The sequence below is a fragment of the Nocardioides lianchengensis genome (assembly GCF_900101465.1).
Lineage (GTDB): Bacteria > Actinomycetota > Actinomycetes > Propionibacteriales > Nocardioidaceae > Nocardioides > Nocardioides lianchengensis.
Window position 1 is genome coordinate 84,669 of record NZ_FMZM01000010.1, and the last position, 19,853, is coordinate 104,521.

Annotated in this window: 16 protein-coding genes; 5 read left to right on the forward strand and 11 right to left on the reverse strand. The window is 75.0% G+C overall.

The annotated features are described in order from the left end of the window. Positions 1–14 precede the first annotated feature (14 nt). The 5 genes from BLT76_RS17985 to BLT76_RS18005 are packed head-to-tail and all read right to left on the reverse strand — an operon-like array spanning position 15 to position 7,087. Positions 15–1,097, reverse strand: a complete 1,083-nt coding sequence (locus BLT76_RS17985; protein ID WP_139175657.1) for a glycosyltransferase — start codon at positions 1,095–1,097, stop codon at positions 15–17. After that, positions 1,094–2,200 (reverse strand): glycosyltransferase family 4 protein, encoded by a 1,107-nt coding sequence (locus tag BLT76_RS25800; RefSeq protein ID WP_170867127.1) that lies wholly within the window; start codon positions 2,198–2,200, stop codon positions 1,094–1,096. Before BLT76_RS25800 ends, BLT76_RS17985 begins: the two co-directional genes overlap by 4 nt. Beyond that, a complete protein-coding gene (locus tag BLT76_RS17995) occupies positions 2,197–3,528 on the reverse strand; it encodes an O-antigen ligase family protein (RefSeq protein WP_090859337.1) in 1,332 nt (443 codons plus the stop codon). The genes BLT76_RS25800 and BLT76_RS17995 overlap by 4 nt, the downstream gene beginning before the upstream one ends. After that, a complete protein-coding gene (locus BLT76_RS25805; RefSeq protein WP_170867128.1) occupies positions 3,525–4,340 on the reverse strand; it encodes a polysaccharide deacetylase family protein in 816 nt (271 codons plus the stop codon). Before BLT76_RS25805 ends, BLT76_RS17995 begins: the two co-directional genes overlap by 4 nt. Then, positions 4,337–7,087, reverse strand: coding sequence for an oligosaccharide flippase family protein (locus tag BLT76_RS18005; protein WP_090859341.1), 2,751 nt, complete (start codon positions 7,085–7,087; stop codon positions 4,337–4,339). Before BLT76_RS18005 ends, BLT76_RS25805 begins: the two co-directional genes overlap by 4 nt. A gap of 81 nt (positions 7,088–7,168) precedes the next feature. Between BLT76_RS18005 and BLT76_RS18010 the strand changes: the two genes are divergently transcribed. After that, entirely contained in the window at positions 7,169–7,909 is a 741-nt protein-coding gene (locus tag BLT76_RS18010) for a COG1361 family protein (RefSeq protein WP_090859343.1), read from the forward strand. A gap of 5 nt (positions 7,910–7,914) precedes the next feature. On the opposite strand, the gene BLT76_RS18015 is transcribed toward BLT76_RS18010, so the two are convergent. After that, positions 7,915–8,733, reverse strand: coding sequence for a V-type ATP synthase subunit E family protein (locus BLT76_RS18015; protein WP_139175660.1), 819 nt, complete (start codon positions 8,731–8,733; stop codon positions 7,915–7,917). 471 nt (positions 8,734–9,204) lie between these two features. Between BLT76_RS18015 and BLT76_RS18020 the strand changes: the two genes are divergently transcribed. Beyond that, on the forward strand, positions 9,205–9,912 hold the full coding sequence (locus BLT76_RS18020; RefSeq protein ID WP_090859347.1) for a GNAT family N-acetyltransferase: 708 nt from the start codon (positions 9,205–9,207) through the stop codon (positions 9,910–9,912). On the opposite strand, the gene BLT76_RS18025 is transcribed toward BLT76_RS18020, so the two are convergent. Both BLT76_RS18025 and lepA read right to left on the reverse strand, forming a co-directional pair. Next, positions 9,904–10,770: a JmjC domain-containing protein gene (locus tag BLT76_RS18025; RefSeq protein ID WP_090859349.1), complete on the reverse strand. Its 867-nt coding sequence runs from the start codon at positions 10,768–10,770 to the stop codon at positions 9,904–9,906. The two genes, BLT76_RS18020 and BLT76_RS18025, sit on opposite strands and share 9 nt — an antisense overlap. Before the next feature lie 85 nt (positions 10,771–10,855). Further along, a complete protein-coding gene (gene lepA, locus BLT76_RS18030; protein WP_090859351.1) occupies positions 10,856–12,730 on the reverse strand; it encodes a translation elongation factor 4 in 1,875 nt (624 codons plus the stop codon). Between the two features lie 199 nt (positions 12,731–12,929). On the opposite strand from lepA, the gene BLT76_RS18035 reads away from it, so the two are divergent. Then, on the forward strand, positions 12,930–13,337 hold the full coding sequence (locus tag BLT76_RS18035; protein WP_139175664.1) for a hypothetical protein: 408 nt from the start codon (positions 12,930–12,932) through the stop codon (positions 13,335–13,337). Here the strand turns inward: BLT76_RS18035 and BLT76_RS18040 are convergent. After that, the gene (locus BLT76_RS18040) at positions 13,321–15,045 is read right to left on the reverse strand and encodes a thiamine pyrophosphate-dependent enzyme (RefSeq protein WP_090859355.1); all 1,725 of its coding nucleotides are present in this window, start codon (positions 15,043–15,045) and stop codon (positions 13,321–13,323) included. The two genes, BLT76_RS18035 and BLT76_RS18040, sit on opposite strands and share 17 nt — an antisense overlap. 34 nt (positions 15,046–15,079) lie before the next feature. Here BLT76_RS18040 and BLT76_RS18045 point away from each other — a divergent pair, with 34 nt between their 5' ends. Both BLT76_RS18045 and rpsT read left to right on the forward strand, forming a co-directional pair. Next, a complete protein-coding gene (locus BLT76_RS18045; RefSeq protein ID WP_090859357.1) occupies positions 15,080–16,030 on the forward strand; it encodes a phosphotransferase family protein in 951 nt (316 codons plus the stop codon). 131 nt (positions 16,031–16,161) lie between these two features. Beyond that, on the forward strand, positions 16,162–16,422 hold the full coding sequence (gene rpsT, locus BLT76_RS18050) for a 30S ribosomal protein S20 (protein WP_090859359.1): 261 nt from the start codon (positions 16,162–16,164) through the stop codon (positions 16,420–16,422). A 98-nt stretch (positions 16,423–16,520) separates the two neighbouring features. Here rpsT and holA read toward each other — a convergent pair whose 3' ends face one another. Beyond that, positions 16,521–17,507 carry a DNA polymerase III subunit delta gene (gene holA, locus BLT76_RS18055; protein ID WP_090859361.1) on the reverse strand — a complete coding sequence of 329 codons (987 nt, stop codon included), beginning with the start codon at positions 17,505–17,507 and terminating at the stop codon, positions 16,521–16,523. A gap of 32 nt (positions 17,508–17,539) precedes the next feature. Beyond that, complete coding sequence (locus BLT76_RS18060) at positions 17,540–19,852, reverse strand: ComEC/Rec2 family competence protein (RefSeq protein WP_280139651.1); 2,313 nt, start codon at positions 19,850–19,852, stop codon at positions 17,540–17,542. Position 19,853: the final 1 nt, after the last annotated feature.

Consider the following 19,853-nt stretch of genomic DNA (forward strand, 5'->3'; position numbering starts at 1 on the left):
ACAGGCGACCCGGGTCACGGGCGCCTCGATCGGTTGAGCTCGTCGTAGATCCGCTGGTAGCGGGCCCGCATCGTCTCCACGGAGAAGCGCGCGGTCGCGGCCGCGCGACCGCGGGCGGCCATCTCGGCCCGCTGCGAGGCGCTGCCCAGCACGCGCAGCAGCCCGTCGGCCAGCGCGGCCGGAGACCCGGGGGCCACCAGCTCGACCGTGCGGGCGTCGAGGGAGCGCAGGCCGCCGACCGCGGACGCGACGACCGGTACGCCGGCCGCCATCGCCTCGAGCACGGTCATCGGCAGTCCCTCGCGGTCGGAGGGCAGCACCAGGACGTCGGCGGCCGCCAGCAGCCGGGCCGCGTCGCGCCGCTGGCCGAGCAGCCGCACCCGGTGCTCCAGGCCGGCCGCGCGGACCTGCTCCGCGACCCGGTCACGGTGCTCGCCGTCGCCCGCGACCAGGAGCACGGCGGGAGCCGGCACCCGCCGCCAGGCCTCGACCAGCAGATCATGGCGCTTGGGCGGGGCGAGCCGGGCCAGGCACAGCACGACCGGGACGTCGGGCGCGATCCCGAGGTCGGCCCGCGCCCGGTCGCGGCCCGGTCCGGCGCCCATCTCGGCCGCGTTCTCCACGACGTCCAGGCGGGTACGGCGCAGGCCGTGCTGCTCCAGGCGCGCGGCGACGTCGTCGGAGACCGCGACGACCCGGTCGGCGACCCGGTCGAGCACCCGGGCCGCGGTCGGGTAGTCGCTCTCGGCCAGGCCGTGCACGGTGCTCATCAGCGGCGTACGACGGGCGGGCCAGCGGGCCCCGAGGTGGGCCGCCACGGAGGCGCGCACGTTGTGGGCGTGCAGCACGTCGACCGGGCGGCGCAGCACCTCGCCCCGGATCCGCGCGGCGGCCACGCCGAGCGCGCCCGGGCCGCGCGAGCGCAGGGGTACGGCGACGGTGCGCACCCCGCGTTCCTGCAGGTGCTCGGCCCGCCAGCCCGGCTCGCTCGCCACCGCAACGTGGTCGCCCTGGTCGGCGAGGTGGGCGACCAGGTCGCTGACCACCGTCTCGGCGCCGCCCGTGCCCATCTCGGCGATGACCATCAGCGCCCTCACGCGACCGCCCTCCCGTAGACGGCCTGGAGCCCGTCGACGCAGTGCCGCAGCGTCCAGCCCGACCCGATCCGCTCGTGGGCGGCCGCCCCCATCGCCGCCGCCCGGCCGGGGGTGTGCAGGACGTCGGCGAGCGCGTCGGCGAAGGCCACCGGGTCACCGGCCGCGCAGAGCCGGCCCTCCACGCCGTCGCGCACCAGCTCGGGCACGCCGCCCACCGCGGTCGCGACGACCGGGCGCCCGGAGGCCATCGCCTGCAGCACGACGAGCGGGCAGTTCTCGGCCGCCGAGGTCAGGGCGAGCGCGTGCGCACCGGCGAGGTGCGGGCGCGGGTCGGCGACCCGGCCGGTCAGGGTCACGCGGGCGGCGAGCGGGCCCCGGCGTACCCGGTCCTCGACGTGGGCCCGGTCGGGCCCGTCGCCCACCACGACCACCCGGACGTCGGGCAGCCGCTCGGCGGCGTCGAGCAGGACGTCGAGCCGCTTGACGCCGCCCATCAGACCCACCCAGACGACCGTCGGCGGACCGTCCGGCAGCGGCGTGGCCGGGTAGTGGTCCGGGTCGACCCCGTTGGCGACGACGTGCACCCGGTCGGCGGGCAGGCCGACGTGCTCGACGGCGTACGACGCGACCGCGGCGCTCGGCGTCACCACGCGGGCCCGCCCCCAGCGGGTGACCAGCCGCTCGCCGGTCAGGTAGTAGAGCCGGTCGCGACGCCGGCGCGGCCCGGCGAGCGCGTTGCCGGCGACCAGGTCGGACAGCCCGTCGGCGACGCCGTGCAGGGTGTAGACGACCCGCGTGCCCGGCAGCAGTGGACCGGCCGCGCGGGCCAGCCAGCCGGCCCGGCGGTCGTGGGCGTGCAGAACCTCCGGGCGCAGCCGTCCGAGCAGGCGGCCGGTCGCCACGGCGCCGGCCGCGTCGCGCTTGCTGGTCGGCGCCACGTCGTGCCAGGTCACGCCGGCGGCCCGGGCCCGGTCGGTCCCGGGGCCGACCGGCCCGACGAGATGGCTGTCCACGCCCCGCGCCGCCAGCTCGGCGGCCACGTCGGCGGCGTGGTCGACCGGCCCGCCCTCGGCCTGGGACAGCAGCTGGACGACGCGGCTCACGTCGTCGCCCCCGTCTCCCGCGGCGACCGCACGGCGAGCCCGGCGCCGAGAGCCACCAGCAGCCAGAGCGGGAGGAAGTACTGCTCGGTGACGAAGGTGGCGGCGGCCGCCGTACCGGCGAGGGCGGAGCAGACCGCGCCGGCGAGCGGGTCGCGCTCGCGCCGCCAGGTCAGCAGGGCGGCCAGGAAGCCGGTGACCAGGACGGCGAGGAAGGCGAGCAGCCCGAGCAGGCCGAGCTCGCTGGACGTCTCCAGATAGGTGTTGTGGGCGACGTCGAGCCGGTGGTTGACGTCGTCGGGCAGCCGGTCGAGGTAGTCGCCGTGGGAGAGCTGGAAGGCACCGGGACCGAGCCCGAGCACCGGGTTCTCGAGCGTCATCCGGCCCGCGGACTCCCAGAGGTCGAGCCGCTCGGAGACGTTCTGGTCGGCGACGTGCTCCTTCTGGTCGAGGCTGGTCGCGACCAGGCCGGGGACGGCGACCAGGCTCAGCGCGACCAGCAGGCCGAGCAGCGTGGTCAGCCCGGCCAGCGCGCGCAGCGAGAGCTGCCCGAGCACGACGGCGACGAGCAGGGCCACCCCGGCGCCGACCAGGGCGCCGCGCGAGAGGGTGCCGAGCAGGGCGAGCAGGAGCAGCGCGGTCGCGACGCCGTACGGCCAGCGCGTGGTGGCGCGCGACCGCAGGCCGAGGGCGAGCGGGAGCGCGGCCAGCAGGAAGAAGGCCAGGTCGTTGGGGTCGCCGAGCGGGCCGACGACCCGCCGCTCGTCGGCGAGCAGGTAGGTCAGCAGGCCGCACAGCGCGGCCGCGGTGCAGGACCAGACGTAGGCCCGGGCCAGCCGGGCCGGGCTGACGAGCGCCGGCAGGCAGTCGAGGAGGACGGCGACGACGGCGAGGAAGCCGGCCCAGCGCAGCAGGACGGCGAGGCCCGCGGTCCCGTTGGTGTGCGCGACCGTCGCCGCGAGCAGCACGACGAGCAGGCCGAGCACGGACAGCAGCACCGGAGCGTGCACGGCCCCCGGCAGCGGCCCGCGGCAGCGGCGCAGCAGCCACGCCGCGACCAGCAGCACGGCCAGCACCTTGACCACGCGCCCGTCGATCACGTGGAGGTAGTCCTCGAACACCGCCGAGGCCACCACGGCCAGGGCCGCCCACTCGACGTGCAGCAGCAGGGCGGTGCCGACGACGGCGGCCGCCAGGCCGCCCACCACCAGGACCGGCTGCACGCCCGCGGCGAAGCCGAGCAGCGCGGCCAGCCCGACGACGAGGACGACCGGGCCCCGGCTGCGCGAGCCGGAGCCGGTGGTCTCCTCGACCACGGCCAGGGAGGTCACGCGGGCCCCCGGCGGCGCCAGGTGTCGAGCGGGCGCAGGTAGGTGTAGGCGCCGTCGAGGATCAGCCGCAGGTCGGCCGCCGCGGCCGGCACGAACGACCGGCGCAGCTCCAGCGGGTGGGTGCGGGCGGTGTTGGTGCCGCGGTCGACGGTGATGCCCGTGGTGTAGCCGGCCCGCTCGGCCGCAGCACGGACCGCGCCCGACCAGCCTCCCGTCGGGTAGGCGACCGCGCGCACGGGCCGCCCGAGCAGGTCCTCCAGCCGGGTGCGCGACTCCCCCAGCTCGTGCTCCAGCAGGGCCGGGTCCAGGCCCGGCAGCCACGGGTGGGTGACCGTGTGCGAGCCGAGCGCGAGCCCCTGGCCCGCGGCCTCCACGAGCTCGTCGGCGGTGGCCAGCCGGATCCGGTCCGGCTCCCGCTCGCCCTCGTCCCAGGCGAAGCGCATCGGTCCGACCAGGCTGCCCGTGACCACGAAGAGGGTGGCGTCCAGGCCGCGCTCCTTCAGCAGCGGCCAGGCCGTCTCGACCACGCTGGCGTAGCCGTCGTCGAAGGTCAGCGCGACGGCCCGCGGGGGCAGCGTCCCGGCCTGGAGCCGGGCGACGGCCGACTCCAGCGGCAGCACCTGCGCGTCCACCTTCTCCAGCACGTCGAGGTGGGCGCGGAAGTCGTCGACCCCCGTCGAGAGCCCGTCGGTACGACGGCCGTCGACCCGGTGCCAGCCGATCACGGTCAGGCCGTGCTGGCGGCGCAGCCGCCGACCGGTCCGGGCCAGCGGTCGCAGGGTCCGGGCGATCGCCCGGGTGGGAGCCTTCACGACGTCCTCCTGATGAGCCGGGCCGCGGCGAGCAGGTGCTGGCGGTCGAGCAGCCAGACCGGGACGGCGTACGCCGCGGCGCCGAGCAGCGCGAGCCCGACCAGGCTGCCGACGCTCGGGCCGTCGAGGGCGAGCAGGGTCCGGGCGGCGAGCACCACCACGACCATCGCCACGACGCCCGCGGCGGCGGGACGGAGCGCCCGGCCCAGGGCCCGCAGCGAGAAGCCGCGCACCAGGACCCGGGCCAGCGTGACGGCGAGCAGCGCGACGCACCCGGCGACCGCGAGCTGGGTGACCGCGACCGGGACCACGCCGTGGTGCGCCACCACCGACAGGCTGGCGACGAGCAGCAGCAGGTGGCACAGCCGCACGGTCATCGTCACGGCGGGCCGTCCCGACGCGTTGAGGGTCACCTGCACCAGCTGACCGACGCTGAGCAGCACGGCGTACCCGGCGAGCCAGGCGACGACGGGCACGCCCGGCTCCCACTTCTCGCCGAGCAGGGTGAGGTGGTCGGCCAGCAGCGCGACGCCCGCACAGAGCGGCAGCACCAGGGTCAGCGTCGCCGTCATCACCACGGTCGCGGCCTCACCCAGCCGCCGCCCGCGCATCCGGCACAGGTAGGGGAACGCGGCTCCGGTGATGACCACGACGATCATCAGGTACGGCATGAACGAGAGCCGGAAGGCCAGCGAGTACTGGCCGAGCGCGACCGGGCCGAGCACCGCGGAGACGATGAGATAGTCGACGTTGAGCTGGACCAGCTCCAGCAGGTTCGCGCCGGCGTACGGACCGCCGTAGGTCAGCAGGCCGCGGGCGTCCTCGCGGTTCCAGCCCGGCAGCACCGGCGGGTGCACGCACCACGACAGCAGCAGGGTGAGGACGGCCTGGACGACCTGACCCGCGACCAGCGCCATCACGCCGCTGCCGCCGGCGACCAGGGCGATGGCGACGACCGCGCCGACGACCGAGGAGACCGTGTCCGGGACGATCCGCCGCAGGAACAGCAGGCGCCGGCGCAGCAGCTCGTTGGTGACGGCGGCGACGGCCAGGCAGGGCAGGACGGCGGTCAGGCCACGGATCACCGGGGCGCCGTCGGCCGCGCCGAGGGTGCGGGCGAGCCAGGGCGCTGCGGCCCACAGCAGCCCCGCGAGCGCGATCCCCATGCCGGCGCCGATCGTGACCGCCGTGCGCGCGGCGCGCTCGACGTCACCGCGCCAGTAGACGAGCGCGCTCGCCGTCCCGAGGCTGGTGACGACCGCCGAGGCGTTCGCGACCAGGGTGCCGAGCGCGACCAGGCCCAGGGCCTCCGGGGCGAGCAGGGCCGCGAGGGCCAGCAGCACCACCGTCTGGGACGTCTTGACCACGATGCCGTTGGTGGCCAGCCACAGCGCGCCGCGGGCGGTCCGCGCCGCGGCCAGCCCCTCGGTCCCGGTGGTCGGGACGGCCACGGGTGTCTCCAGACCGGTGCGCGCGGCGCTGAGGTGGGCGGCCAGCTCGTGGGGCGGAAGGTCGTGCTCGGACCGGTTGCGCAGGTAGAGCACCACCGCGGCCAGCACCAGGGCCCGGCGCTCGGCGCGGTCCCACCCGGTCCACGGCCGGCCCGCCACCTCGGCGTCGCCGAGCAGGTCGACCTCGTCGACCAGCCGGAACAGCTCGGTGGTGACGTTGCGCCCCGGCTCCCCCGCCTCGCGCAGCGCCGGACGGAGCACCCGGTCCAGGCCCAGCGGTGCGTCCGCCGAGGCGTTGTCCCAGTCGATGACGACCCGCCGGTCACCGTCGGCGAGCACGTTGCCGGACCACAGGTCGCCGTGGCACCAGGCCGTCGGGACGCCTCGCTCCAGCACCGCCAGCTGCTCGGCCCAGGCCGCCCGCACCTCGAGCGGGACGACGTGCGCGCGCTCGCACCAGTCCGCAGCCCAGCCCGGCCCGGTCTCACCGGTCGGCCGGGCGGCCAGCGCGTCGACGACCGCCTCCGCGCCGTCGGCCTGCGACTCGGCGGTCGGCCACGGCCACCCGCCGGTCGAGCGGCGTCGCGGCACCCACTCCACCGCGACCCACGGAAGGCCGCGGACCGTGCCGGAGGCGAGCGTGGCGGGCAGCAGCGGCGCCAGCTCCGGCACGTCGGCGAGCACGGCCCGCGACGGGTCGGGATCGCGGTCGGGATGCACGATCGACAGCCGTACGGCGACGTCGCCGTCCGCGGTGCGCACGCGCAGGACCGTGTGGCCGGCGGTCACCACACCGACCAGTCGGCCGGGGACACCGGTGGCGTGCTCGAGCTGGGCGAGCACCTCGTCGGCGAGCGTCGGCCGATCCGCACCGGTGACGTCGAGGAAGCTGCCGTGCCGCCGCGCGAGGGCCAGCGCCGCGCGCCGTCGTACCCACGCGGCGGGATCGGCGACGCCCGAGACCGGCCAGCCCCGGCGCCAGACGAGCTCGGGCCGGTCGGCCGCCGGGTAGACGGCGTGCTGCCCGTGCGGTCCGAGCACGGCGACCGTCCCGCCCGGCGCGACCCGGTGGCGCAGCGCCTCGACGTCGTGGCCGGCCGCCTCGACGACGAGCAGCGTCCAGCCGTCGGCCGGGGCCTCGTCGAGGGTGGTCGCCTCCGGCAGCGCGGCCGCGAGGTGCGGCCGCAGGACCTCGCCGACGGCGAGCACCGGGACCGGCCCCGGCTCGGCCGGCAGCAGGACGCGGACAGCGGCCAGCCGGTCGCCGACCGTCCAGTGCGGCAGCGTCCGGGTCATCGTGTGCCTACCATGACGCCCGGCGCCGCGCGGCGCACGAGGACGGGGACACGGGTGCACACACGACGCAGGGCCGGGGCGGTGGCGCTGGCACTGACCGCGCTCGTCGCATCGCTCGCCGGATGCGCCCAGCTCACCGGCGCCGACGCCGACGTGGCGGACCCGGCCGCGGGCACGACGGGGTCGACCGAGGTGCTGGCCACCCAGGAGTGGGGCGAGCTCGACGGCCTGGTCTCGGTGCTCGTCCGCAACGACGGCGACCGGACCCTGCGGCGGGCCACGGCCGTCGTCACCGCCGTCGACGAGCGCGGGGTGACCCTGGCGTCATCGGCGGTCCAGTCGGCACGCGGCGACTGCTGCACGGTGCTCGACCTCCCTCCGGGAACGACGTACGGGCTGTACTTCGACACGCAGGTGGACCCGGCCGCGATCGCGGACGTCGAGGTTCGCTACCGCGACGTGTCGTGGGCCAACGACGAGACCATCTCGTCGGTCACGGCCGAGTCGGTCGGGATCCGCGGCAGCGCCGAGGGCACGGTCGTGCTCGCCGACGTGACACCCGCGGGCACGGCCGTCGACGTGGCGACCGTCCAGGCGACGCTGGCCCGGCCGGACGGGACGTTCCTCGCCGTGGTCTCCGGGCGCTGGCACTGCTTCCCCGCCGACCAGGTGCAGCGCATCGAGATGGAGCTGCTGCACCCGGTGCCCGCCGGGACCACGGTGACGGGCGTGCAGGTGCTCCCGATCCGCCCGCCCAACGCCGCGACGGACTACGTCGACGAGGCCACGCCCGTCGCCGAGGGGTGCGCCGACGGGCCGTGACCCGGTCACGTCCGGGGGGTGCGGAAGAGCCACCCGAGCGGGCGCTGGTCCGCCTCGGACTCGGGTCCGGACGGGTACGTCGGCGCCGGCGCCGGCTCGGTCGGCAGCGTCTTCACGGCGACGGTCGGCTCGGGCGTGGGCCCAGGCGCGGGCGGCGCCTCGACGGTGTCCGGCTCAGCGGCCGGGGCCTCGTCCGCGGTCGCCGAGGAACGAGCGGCCAGGTCGTCGAGGACGGCCTCGGTGCGCGCTGCACGCTCGGCCGTCTCGGCCGCCGCGGCGAGCTCGCGCGGCGACGGACCCGCCGGCGTCTCGGGCAGCCGCTCGACGGCGTCGCTGCGGACCTGGTGCAGCGAGCGCTCCATCTCGGAGACCGACCCCTCCGCCTGCTGCAGGGTGCTCCCGAGGCCGCGCACGACCGTCTCGATGCCGGCGAGCAGCTCCTCGGCGCGCTGTCGCACCCCGTGCAGCCGCTCGCGGTTCTCGGCCTCGAGCTCGGCCAGGAACTGCTCCCGGGCCGCCTCGGCGTCGGCCCGTGCCTGTGCCCGAAGCCGGTCCGCCGACTCGCGGGCCTGGGCGAGGATGCCGTCGGCGCGCTCCCGGGCCTCGGCGGTGACCTGCTCGGCGCTGCTGCGCGCCTGCTGGGTCAGCTCGGCGGCGAGCGTCTCGGCCTCGGCGACCAGGCGCTCGGCGTCGACCCCGGCCTGGCGGCGCACCTGGGCCGCCTCGGCCAGGATCGCGTCGGCTTCCTGGCGTGCTCCGAGCGTGGCCCGGAAGGACTCCGCTCGGTCTCGTACGTCGGTGCTGTTGGTGGCGTGGTCGGACATGGCTCCGCCCTCGTTGTTCGGCACGGACATTTCCCCCCTGGAAACGTTCGATCGCCCTAGGTGCCCGAGAAGGCGACACCCTGACGTCTGCTCGGAACCGCGATGGTGTAAACGTCAATCTCTCCTTGGCATCAGGCCTAGGCTCCGGGCGTGGACACCCCCCGGCCCGTCGCCGCGACCCTCGTCAGCGACCTCGAGGAGGCCGGTCCGGCGTGGGACCGACTGGTCGACGAGAGCCCGGTCCCGTCCCCCTTCCTGAGGTCCTGGTGGTTGCGGTACACGTGTACCGAAACAGGTTCTTACCTGGCCTTTCACCGAACGGGCGAGGGGCTGGTCGGCGGCCTCCCGATCGCCCGGGACCGGCATCTCGGCGTGCCCCGGATCCGGTTCGGGGGCGCCGGCGTGCTGTGTCCGGACCACCTCGATCTGCTGTGCCGGGCAGGGGTGGAGAACGAGCTGAACGCACCGCTTATGACCTGGCTCACACGGCATCGGAACCTGATCGTCGACCTGAGTGGTCTGGTCCAGGGCTCGGTCCTCGGCCGGGTCCTCGGACGACCCGTCGAGGCGATCGACGTGGCGCCGTACGCCGCCCTGCCGGTCGCGCCCGCCGAGTACCTCGCCACCCGGTCGTCGGGCACCCGGCGCAGCGCCCGGCGCTCCGACCGCCGGCTGGTCGAGGCCGGGGCCCGGCACCACCGCGTGCCGCGCGAGGGCCTCGCCACCGCCCTCGCGGACTTCCGCCGGCTGCACGAGGCCCGACCGGACCGCGCCCCCCTGCTGGCCGAGCTGCCCCGACTGGCCCGCGCGCTCGACGCCGGCCTCGCGGCCGGCGAGGCCCGGGTCGACGTGCTGGAGACCGGTGGGCGCGCGCAGGCGGTCTCGCTGGCCTTCGTCGTGGCGGGCCGACTGAGCCTCTACCAGGTCGCCCGCTCGCTGGAGCGCGCCGACGACGGGGCCGGCACGGTCCTGCTCCACCGGGTCGTCGCGGACGCGGTGGCCGACGGCTGCCACGAGGTCGACTTCCTGCGCGGCGACGAGGGCTACAAGGACTCGCTCGCCGATGATCGGCGCAGCATCGGGCGGATCAGGTTCGCCCGCGGCGCGCTCGCTACCGGTGTCCTCGGTGCGCGGTCGCTCGCCGCGACCGCGCGCCGACGGGTCGAGCGGTCAGTGTGAGGCGGAGGTGTCCGGGCGCAACCGCCGGCGCAGCGCGGCGTACCCGCGCATGGCGCCGGCCTTCGCGCGGTCGCGCCGCGGCGCGTCGCCGTACGGACGGGGCGTCAGGCCGGTGCGTCGTACCTTCTCGTTGAGGGCCTGGACCAGCGACTCGTCCTCGTTGTCGCGGTTGAAGAACGTCACCGTGAGCGACAGCGACGTGGTGTCGCCGTTGCTCAGCCAGTGCGGGGTGTACGGCGGGATGTAGGCGCCGTCGCCGGGCCCGAGCGCGAGCTCGTCGGTCTGCTCGGGCATCGTCTCCAGCTTGCCGAAGGACGAGCCGCCCCAGTAGCGACGTACCTCGCGCTCGCGCTGCTCGTCGTCGGCGAACCGGCCGAAGCCGAGCCGGCGGCGGCCCTGCAGCTGCAGGCAGAAGCTCTGCTCGATGTCGAAGTGCGCCGAGGTCACCGACCGCGGCGAGCTCGCGAAGACGAAGCCCATCCGGCGGCGCAGGGTGCCGGCCTCCACGCCGGCCTGACGGGCGAGCTCGTCGACGATCTCGTCGACCAGCCGGTGGTACGACGCCACCCGCTCGATGTTCAGCAGGGTGAACCAGGAGTCGTTGGCCGCCAGCGAGCGGATCTGCTCGCTGATGGCCCGGATCGCGAGCGCGTCGGCCGCGCCGTCGGCGGCGACCAGCTCCTTCTCGGCCTTCTCCGCCGAGATGGAGTCCGGGCCGAGCTGCTCGGCCAGGTCGGCGATGGCGTCGAGCTGCAGCAGCGGGTGGTCCGGCAGCCGGTGCCGCAGCGCCAGCGGCCGCCGCTCGGCCAGGTGTGCTCCGAGCAGGCCGTCGCCGTCGATCAGGGGTGCGTCGCTCATCGGTGGTCCTCGCGTACGGGCGGGCCCGGTCGCCCGCCGAGACGCCCGGTCACTACCCGTCCTGACGGACCGCCAACCGCACCGCCTACTTCTTGGCGGTCTTCTCGGTCGGCTGCGTGGTGGAGAGCGCGGCGACGAAGGCCTCCGGCGGGACCTCGACGGTGCCGATGTTCTTCATCCGCTTCTTGCCGGCCTTCTGCTTCTCCAGCAGCTTGCGCTTGCGGGTGATGTCGCCGCCGTAGCACTTGGCCAGGACGTCCTTGCGGATCGCGCGGATGTTCTCGCGGGCGATGACGCGGGCACCGATGGCGGCCTGGATCGGGACCTCGAACTGCTGGCGCGGGATCAGGTCCTTCAGCTTCCCGGCCATCATCACGCCGTAGGAGTACGCAGCGTCCTTGTGGATGATCGCGGAGAAGGCGTCAACGGGCTCGCCCTGCAGGAGGATGTCGACCTTGACCAGGTCGGCCGCCTGCTCGCCGGACCGCTCGTAGTCGAGCGAGGCGTAGCCCTTGGTGCGCGACTTCAGCTGGTCGAAGAAGTCGAAGACGATCTCGCCCATGGGCAGCGTGTAGCGCATCTCGACGCGGTCCTCGGAGAGGTAGTCCATCCCCTGCAGGCTGCCGCGCTTGTTCTGGCAGAGCTCCATGATCGTGCCGATGTAGTCGCTCGGGCTCAGGATGGTGGCCTTGACGACCGGCTCGCGGACCTCGGAGATCTTGCCCTCGGGGTACTCGCTGGGGTTGGTCACCACGATCTCGGAGCCGTCCTCCATGACCACGTCGTAGACCACGTTGGGTGCGGTCGAGATCAGGTCGAGGTTGAACTCGCGCTCGAGGCGGTCGCGGGTGATCTCCATGTGCAGCAGGCCGAGGAAGCCGATCCGGAAGCCGAAGCCGAGGGCCCCGGAGGTCTCGGGCTCGAAGGTCAGCGCGGCGTCGTTGAGCTGCAGCCGCTCCAGGGCGTCACGCAGCGTCGGGTAGTCGTCGCCGTCGATCGGGTAGAGCCCCGAGTAGACCATCGGGTTGGGGTGCTTGTAGCCGCCGAGCGCCTCGGTGGCGCCGTGGTGCTGGCTGGTGACGGTGTCGCCGACCCGGGACTGGCGGACGTCCTTCACCCCGGTGATGAGGTAGCCCACCTCACCGACGCCGAGGTCCCCGGCCTTGACCGGCTCGGGGCTGATCACGCCGACCTCGAGCATCTCGTGCACGGCACCGGTCGACATCATCTTGATCCGGTCGCGGTGGGTGAGCTTGCCGTCGACGACCCGGACGTAGGTGACCACGCCGCGGTAGGTGTCGTAGACCGAGTCGAAGATCAGGGCCCGGGCGGGCGCGTCGGCGTCGCCGACCGGCGGCGGGGTCTCCTTGACGATGTGGTTGAGGAGGCCCTCGACGCCCAGGCCGGTCTTGGCGCTGACCCGCAGCACGTCGTCGGGCTCGCAGCCGACCAGGCCGGCCAGCTCCGCGGCGTACTTGTCGGGGTTGGCGCCGGGCAGGTCGATCTTGTTGAGCACCGGGATGATGTGCAGGTCGGCGCCCATGGCGAGGTAGAGGTTGGCCAGGGTCTGCGCCTCGATGCCCTGGGCGGCGTCGACCAGCAGGATGGCGGCCTCGCACGCCTCCAGCGACCGCGACACCTCGTAGGTGAAGTCGACGTGGCCCGGGGTGTCGATCATGTTCAGCACGTAGGTGCCGGGCTCGGCGGCCTCGTCGTTGCCGGCGGGGACCGTCCACGGCATCCGCACGGCCTGGCTCTTGATGGTGATCCCGCGCTCGCGCTCGATGTCCATCCGGTCGAGGTACTGCGCCCGCGCCGCGCGCGCGTCGACGACACCGGTCAGCTGCAGCATCCGGTCGGCCAGCGTCGACTTGCCGTGGTCGATGTGGGCGATGATGCAGAAGTTCCGGATGATCGCCGGATCGGTGCGGCCCGGGGGCGGCGCGGTGTTCGTGGGCACGAATGTCTCTCGTTCGAGTGCTCGGGGACCCGTCGATTCTCCCACACGGGCCCCGCGATCACGCCTTCCGCGGTCCGGGGCGGAGCACCCGGGCGAGCACGTCGCCGGGGGCCGGCAGGGCATCGGGCCGATGGCGAGGGCGAGCGCCGCACCCGACCCCTCGGGGTTCGGGAGTGGGTACGGCGGGCACCGTGAGCACATGAGCTGGGACGTGGTGGTCGTGGACGTGGCGCGACCGAGGCCTCGGGTCGCCGAGCTCGACGAGGCCCTGGTGCGCCCACTCGGCCCGGCCGACGACCTGCGTGCCTGGCTGTCCGAGGAGCTGCCGGGCACGGACTGGTCCGACCCGCGCTGGGGCGCGTGGTCCGACGGCGAGCACCTCTTCGAGCTGAGCCTCGACGAGGACCCCGTCACGATGCTGATGATCGGGGTGCGCGGCGGCGGCGACCCGGTCGCGGTGCTGCGCCGACTGACGCAGGCCCACGACTGGAGTGTGGTCGACACCAGCACGGGCGACTGGCTCGACCTCGACGACGGGGACGACGGCGGCGCCGGCTGGATGGGGTTCCGGGCCTTCCGCGACCACGACGTCACTCGGGGCTCGTGACCGCCTCCTTGGTCTTGGCGATCGCGAAGCCCCACGCCTGACCGAGCGTCGGCTGGGGCGGGATCGACACCTCGTCGGGGTTGGTGAGCACGTCGAGCAGCACCGGGCCGTCGTACGCCATCGTCTCGGCCACCGCGGCCTCCAGGTCGTGGGGGTCCTCGACCCGGATGCCTCGCATGCCCACCGCCTCGGCCACCTTCGCGAAGTCGGGGTTGTGCAGCACGGTGCCGAACTCGGGCAGGCCGGCCTGCTCCATCTCCAGCTTGACCATGCCGAGCCGACCGTTGTCGAAGATCACCAGCTTCACCGGGAGGTCGTGGCTCACGGCCGTGAGCAGGTCGCCCATCAGCATCGACAGGCCGCCGTCGCCGCAGCAGGCGACCACCTGCCGCGTCCGGTCGAGCCCCGCGGCGCCGAGGGCCTGCGGCATGGCGTTGGCCATCGAGCCGAGGTTGAACGAGCCGAGGAGCCGGCGCTCACCGGTCATCCGGACGAACCGGGCGAGCCAGGTGGTGGCCATGCCGGTGTCGACCGTGAACACCGCGTCGGGGGCGGCGTACCGGTCCAGCAGCCCGGCGAGCAGCTCGGGCCGGATCCGGCCCTCGGGATTGTCGACCTTCCGGCGGAGCAGGCCCTTCGGCTTCCGGTCGTACGACGGGTCGAGGAACTGCTGCTGCCGCTCCCGCCACGCGTCGTACGACGCCCGCGCCTTGTCCAGGTGTCCTCCGTCGGTCCGGGGCCGGACCCGCTCCACCAGGGCCTGCACGGCGAGCCGGGCGTCGCCGACCACGGCGTGCTCCACCGGCGTACGGCGGCCGACGTGCGAGCCGTCCGCATCGACCTGCACCGTCGTGGTGCCGTGCGGGAGGAACTGCATGTAGGGGAAGTCGGTGCCGAGCATCAGCAGCAGGTCGCACTTCTCGAAGGCCACGGCGCTGGCGTGGTTGCCCAGCAGCCCGGACTGCCCGACCTCGAACGGGTTGTCCTGCTCGAGGCCCTCCTTGGCCTTCAGGGTCAGCACCATCGGCGCCTGCAGTCGCTCTGCGAGCGCGAGCACCTCGGCCCGGGCGTGCCGGGCGCCCTGACCGACGAGCAAGGTCACCCGCTCCGCACCGTCGATCGCCCGGACCGCGGCGGCGACCGACTCCTCCGACGGCGGGACCGGCGGCGGCTCGACGACGAAGCGCGGGACCGCCGTGCCCTTCGGCACCTCCAGCTCCCCCACGTCGCCGGGCAGGGTGAGCACGGCGACCCCGCGCTCCTGCAGGGCGGCGTTCCCGGCCTGCTCGATCAGGCGTGGCAGCTGGTCGACGCTGGTGACCGTCGCGCGGAAGACCGCCACGTCGGCGAAGAGGGCGTCGTTGTCGACCTCCTGGAAGAAGTCGCTGCCGATGTCCTCGCGCGGGACCTGGCCGCAGATCGCCAGGACCGGGGCATGGGACTTCTTGGCGTCGTAGAGCCCGTTGAGCAGGTGCACGGCACCGGGTCCGACGGTGCCCATGCACACGCCGAGCCGGCCGGTGAGCTGGGCCTGGGCGCCGGCCGCGAAGGCGCCCACCTCCTCGTGTCGGACCCCGATCCACTCGATCCGGTCCTCCCGCCGGATCGCGTCGGTCACCGGGTTGAGCGCATCGCCGACCACGCCCCACACCTGGGTCACGCCGTGCTCGGCGAGGGTCTCGATCAACAGCTCCGCGACAGTGGTCATCACCTCCGGTACCCGGACCCGGCAGGATGTCCCGGTGATCGCGACCACCGTGCCCTTCGGCCGCACCGCCCGCCGCCTGGAGTGGGCCCACCTGCCCCCACACGTGAGGGCCCTCGTGGAGCGTGAGTGCGGCTCGGCCGTGGTCGAGGCGACCTCGCAGGGCGGCGGCTTCACCCCCGGCTTCGCGTCGGTGCTGCGCTGCGAGGACGGCAGCCGTCACTTCGTGAAGGCGGCGTCCACCAAGGCCCAGCGGGCCTTCGCCCTCTCCTACCGCGAGGAGGCCCGCAAGCTCGGCGCCCTGCCGCCCGAGGCCCCGGCGCCGCGGCTGATGTGGCTGCACGACCGCGACGACTGGGTGGTCCTGGGGATCGAGCACGTCGAGGCCGCGACCCCGCGGCGCCCCTGGAGGGTGGGCGACGTCGAGGGCGCGGCCGCGATGCTCGAGTCCCTGGCGGCCACGCTGACCCCCGCTCCGCCGGCCCTCGACCTGACCCCGGTCGCCGACGACCTCGCCGACTGGCCGGCCGCGTGGGACCACGTGCGCCTCACCCGTCCGGACCTCACCCACCTCGACGACGCCGCCGGGCTCGCTGCCGGCTTCGCCGCCGTGGGTGCCGGCGACACCGTCGTGCACACCGACGTCCGTGACGACAACCTGCTGCTCGCCGCCGACGGCCGGGTCGTGCTCTGCGACTGGAACTGGCCCGTGCTCGGCGCCGCCTGGCTCGACACCGTGCTGCTGATGGTCGGCCCGCGGGGTGACGGCCTGGACGTCGACGCGCTCTTGGCGCGACTCCCCCTGACACGCGACGTTCCCGCCGACCACGTCGACGCGTTCCTCGCGCTGCTCACGGGCTACTTCTGGAAGCAGGGCGACGAACGGGTGCCGCCCGCCTCGCCGTACCTGCGCGACTTCCAGCGCTGGCAGGGTGACGTGGTCTGGGACTGGCTGGCCGAGCGTCGCGGCTGGCATGACCCGGCCTGACTCCTGCGTGATTTGGGCGGCCCGCCGCGCCACTGTTAATCTCGTACGTCGCGTGTCTGGCCGTAGCCGTCCGCCGACCGCGCACCACGAACTTTCCTAGCTTCATCCACACCTACGACGAAGGCGCAGAAGTGGCGAACATCAAGTCCCAGATCAAGCGGAACAAGCAGAACGAGAAGGCGCACGAGCGCAACAAGGCCGTGAAGACCGGCCTGAAGTCTGCTGTCCGCAAGTTCCGCGAGCTCGCGGAGGCCGGTGACAAGGAGGCCGCGACCGTGGCCGGCCGCGACGCCGCCAAGAAGCTCGACAAGGCCGCCTCCAAGGGCGTCATCCACAAGAACCAGGCCGCGAACCGCAAGTCCGCGATCGCCAAGAAGACCGCCTCTCTCTGAGTCGTTCTCGCCAAGGCGCCGCCCCCTCGGGGTCGGCGCCTTTTTGGCGTGGTGCCGCTGGTCGAGTGCCGCCGAGGGCCGAGGCGGTGTATCGAGACCTAGCGGCCCTCGCGCAGCCCCGTGACCGTGAGCACCAGGCGCTCCAGGGTGTACGACGCGTCGGTCGCCGCGCCCTTGATGTCGGCGTCGGCCTGGGCGACCGCGCGGATCGCCCGGGCGATCCCGGCGTCGCTCCAGCCGCGGGCCTGGTCGCGCAGGGTGCGCAGCTTCCACGGCGGCACCCCGACCTCGCGGGCCAGGTCGGCGTCGCGCATCCGGCCGGGCGCGGACTTGAACCGGGCCAGCCCGCGGGCGCTGCCGGCGAAGGCCGAGGTGACCAGGACGGCGGCGGTGCCGCCCTCCAGCGCCCAGCGCAGCTCCTCGAGGGCGGCCTGGCGGCGACCGGAGAACGCGGCGTCGGCGACGGCGAAGGACTTGGCCTCGGCGCGGCCGCCGTAGTACTTCTGCACCTTCTCGAGGTCGATGGGCGCGCCCGCGAAGTCGTTGGTGAGCTGGTGGGCGGCGGCCGACAGCGAGCGCAGGTCCTGGCCGACGGCCTGGACCAGGAACGCCGCCCCCTCCTGGTCGATGCTCGAGCCGTGGCTGCGCACCTCGCTGGCCACGAAGGCCGGCAGCTCGGACGGGCGCAGCTCGCCGGACTTGGACTCGGTGACCGTGGCCAGCTTGCGCAGCTTGGTCAGCACCCCGGAGCCCTTCGGGCCGCCGCCGTGGACCAGGACCAAAGCGACCTCGTCGGCGGGCGCCGCGGCGTAGCCCAGCAGTCCCTCGACCGACTCCTCCGGCAGGTTCTCCAGCGACCGCACCACGACGCAGCGGATGCTGGAGAAGAGAGACGGCGCCGCCAGCTCGCCGAGCGTGGCCAGGGACAGCTCGGACGCGGCGGTCTCGGCCAGCTCGGCCTCGGCATCGTGGGCCCGGACGGCGGCCCGGACGGCCACCACCGTGCGCTCGTTGAGGAACTCCTCCTTGCCGGTCACCAGGGTGACCCGACCGAGGACGTCTGCTGCCTGAGGACCGCTCGCCATGATGGGTCCAGCCTCCCACACGGGACCGACGCTCAGCCCCGGGTGGCGGTCGCCGGATCACCGTCGTCGGCCACCACCGCGAGGTCGCCGTCCTCGTCGGTGCGCAGCACCTCGGCGCCGGTCTCGGACAGCGGGTCCAGGACCTCCGGGGACGGGTGTCCGTAGTCGTTGTCGGCGCCCACGGAGACCAGCACGACCTCGGCCCCCAGCGCCGCGAGGAAGGCAGGGTCCTGGTGCCGGCTGCCGTGGTGGGGCAGCTTCAGGACGTCGACCCGCAGGCCGGGCAGCGAGCGGGCCAGCCCCGCCTGGCCCGGCGGCTCGAGGTCGCCGGTCAGCAGCATCCGGATCCCGCGCACCTCGACGAGCAGGACGACGCTCGCGTCGTTGGCGGCGCTCCCGTCCCCGGGACCGTCCCGCACCGGGCCAGCCGGGCCGAGCACCTGGACCGTCGCCTCCCCGACCCGCCGGGTGCCCGGGACCGCGGTCCGGACCGGCACGTCGGCCCCGACCGTGGCGTCCCGGACCAGGTCCACGCCCCCGGGCGGATCGAGCACGGGCGTGATCTCGACGACGCCGACCTCGCGCCCCCCGAGCACCCCGGACAGCCCGTCGACGTGGTCGGCGTGGAAGTGGGTGAGCACGACCAGCGGCACCGCGCTGACCCCGAGCCGGTCGAGGCACCCGTCCACCGCTCCCGGGTCGGGTCCGGCGTCGACCACCATCGCCGCCCCCGGCCCGACCCGGACCACGAGCGCGTCGCCCTGGCCCACGTCGCAGGCCACGAGCACCCAGCCGTCCGGCGGCCAGCCCGGGCTCGGCAGCCGGACCACGACGGTCACCACCATCACCAGGCAGCAGGCGAGGCCCCCGGCGCGGTGGCGCAGCAGCCGCGGGGCCAGGACGGCGATCGCCACGCTCAGCGCCGTCAGGACGAGCAGCGAGAGCGGCCCGGTCCCCCAGTCGACCGCCGACGCCGGCAGGTCCGCGCCGCGGCGCGCGACCAGCACGATCCACCCGACGCACCAGGACGCGAGCGTGCCCGCCACCCGCCCGAGCGGCCCCCAGACCAGCCCCACCAGGCCTCCCAGCAGCCCCAGCACCGTGGCAGGCCCGACGACCGGGGCGACCAGCAGGTTGGCCGCCACGGCGACCAGACTCACCTGGCCCGAGATCGCGGCGACCAGCGGCGTGCACGCCAGCTGGGCCGCCGCCGGCACCGCGATCGCCTCGGCCAGCCACCGCGGCAGCCACCGCGCGAGGGCGTCGCGCCACCCCGGCGCCAGGACCAGGATGCCCGCGGTGGCCAGCACCGACAGGGCAAAGCCGATCGACACCGCGAGCGCCGGCTGGAGCAGGAGCAGCGCCGTGACGGCCACTCCGAGGGCCCGGAACCCTCGCCTCCGACCGTCGGTCCCCATGCCCAGCAGGCCGACCGTGCCCATCGCCGCGGCCCGGACCACGCTGGGCTCCGTGCGGGCGAGCAGCACGAACCCGCAGATGCCCGCGGCACCGACCAGGTAGAGCCAGCGCCCGCGCACCCCCAGCCACCGGCACCCGACCAGCAGGAACCCGACGACCAGGGTCAGGTTGGTGCCGGACACGGCCAGCAGGTGGGTCAGCCCGGTCGTCCGGAAGTCGTCGGCGAGCGCAGGATCGAGGCCGCCGTCGTCGCCGTCGACCAGGGCCGGGACCAGCGCGCGCTGGTCGGCGGGCCGGTGGGCCACCGAGTCGCGCACCGATGCCCGCACCCGGTCGGCCGCGCGCCACCACACGTCCGGCGCCGCCACAGGCACCGGCTCCCCCGCCGCCCCGAGGACCGCGGCGACGTCGCCGTCGTCGGAGGGCGAGAGCCGGCCCGTCGCCCGCACCGTCGTACCGAGCGGCACCGACCTCCAGGCGTCGTCACCCAGCACCAGCACCGGCGTCGCCAGCGAGTACGACGAGCCGCGACCGGTCACGGCCCGGACCTCGACGCGGAGCATGACCTGGTCGGCGAACCGCCCGTGCACGACCCGCGGGTCGGAGGTCACCGTGGCCACCACCGTCGCCACGGCCCCGTCGGCCGCCAGCCGGGCCACCGGGTTGCGGGCGACCTGCTCCTGCCGCAGGAGGGCAGCGCCGGCCACGGCCGCGCCGACGAGCAGGACCGCCACCGCGGTCAGCGCCGCCCGCCGCCCGCGTCTCCGGGCGAGGACCGGCACCGCACCCAGGACCCCGAGGCCCGCGGCCAGGACCGGTGGCCACGAGCCGTGGTGGCCCAGGAGCCCACCCGCCCACGCCGCCAGGCCGAGCAGCGGCATCCGGAGGTCCGGCCGGTCCCGGACCTCCCCGGGGTCGAGCCGCACC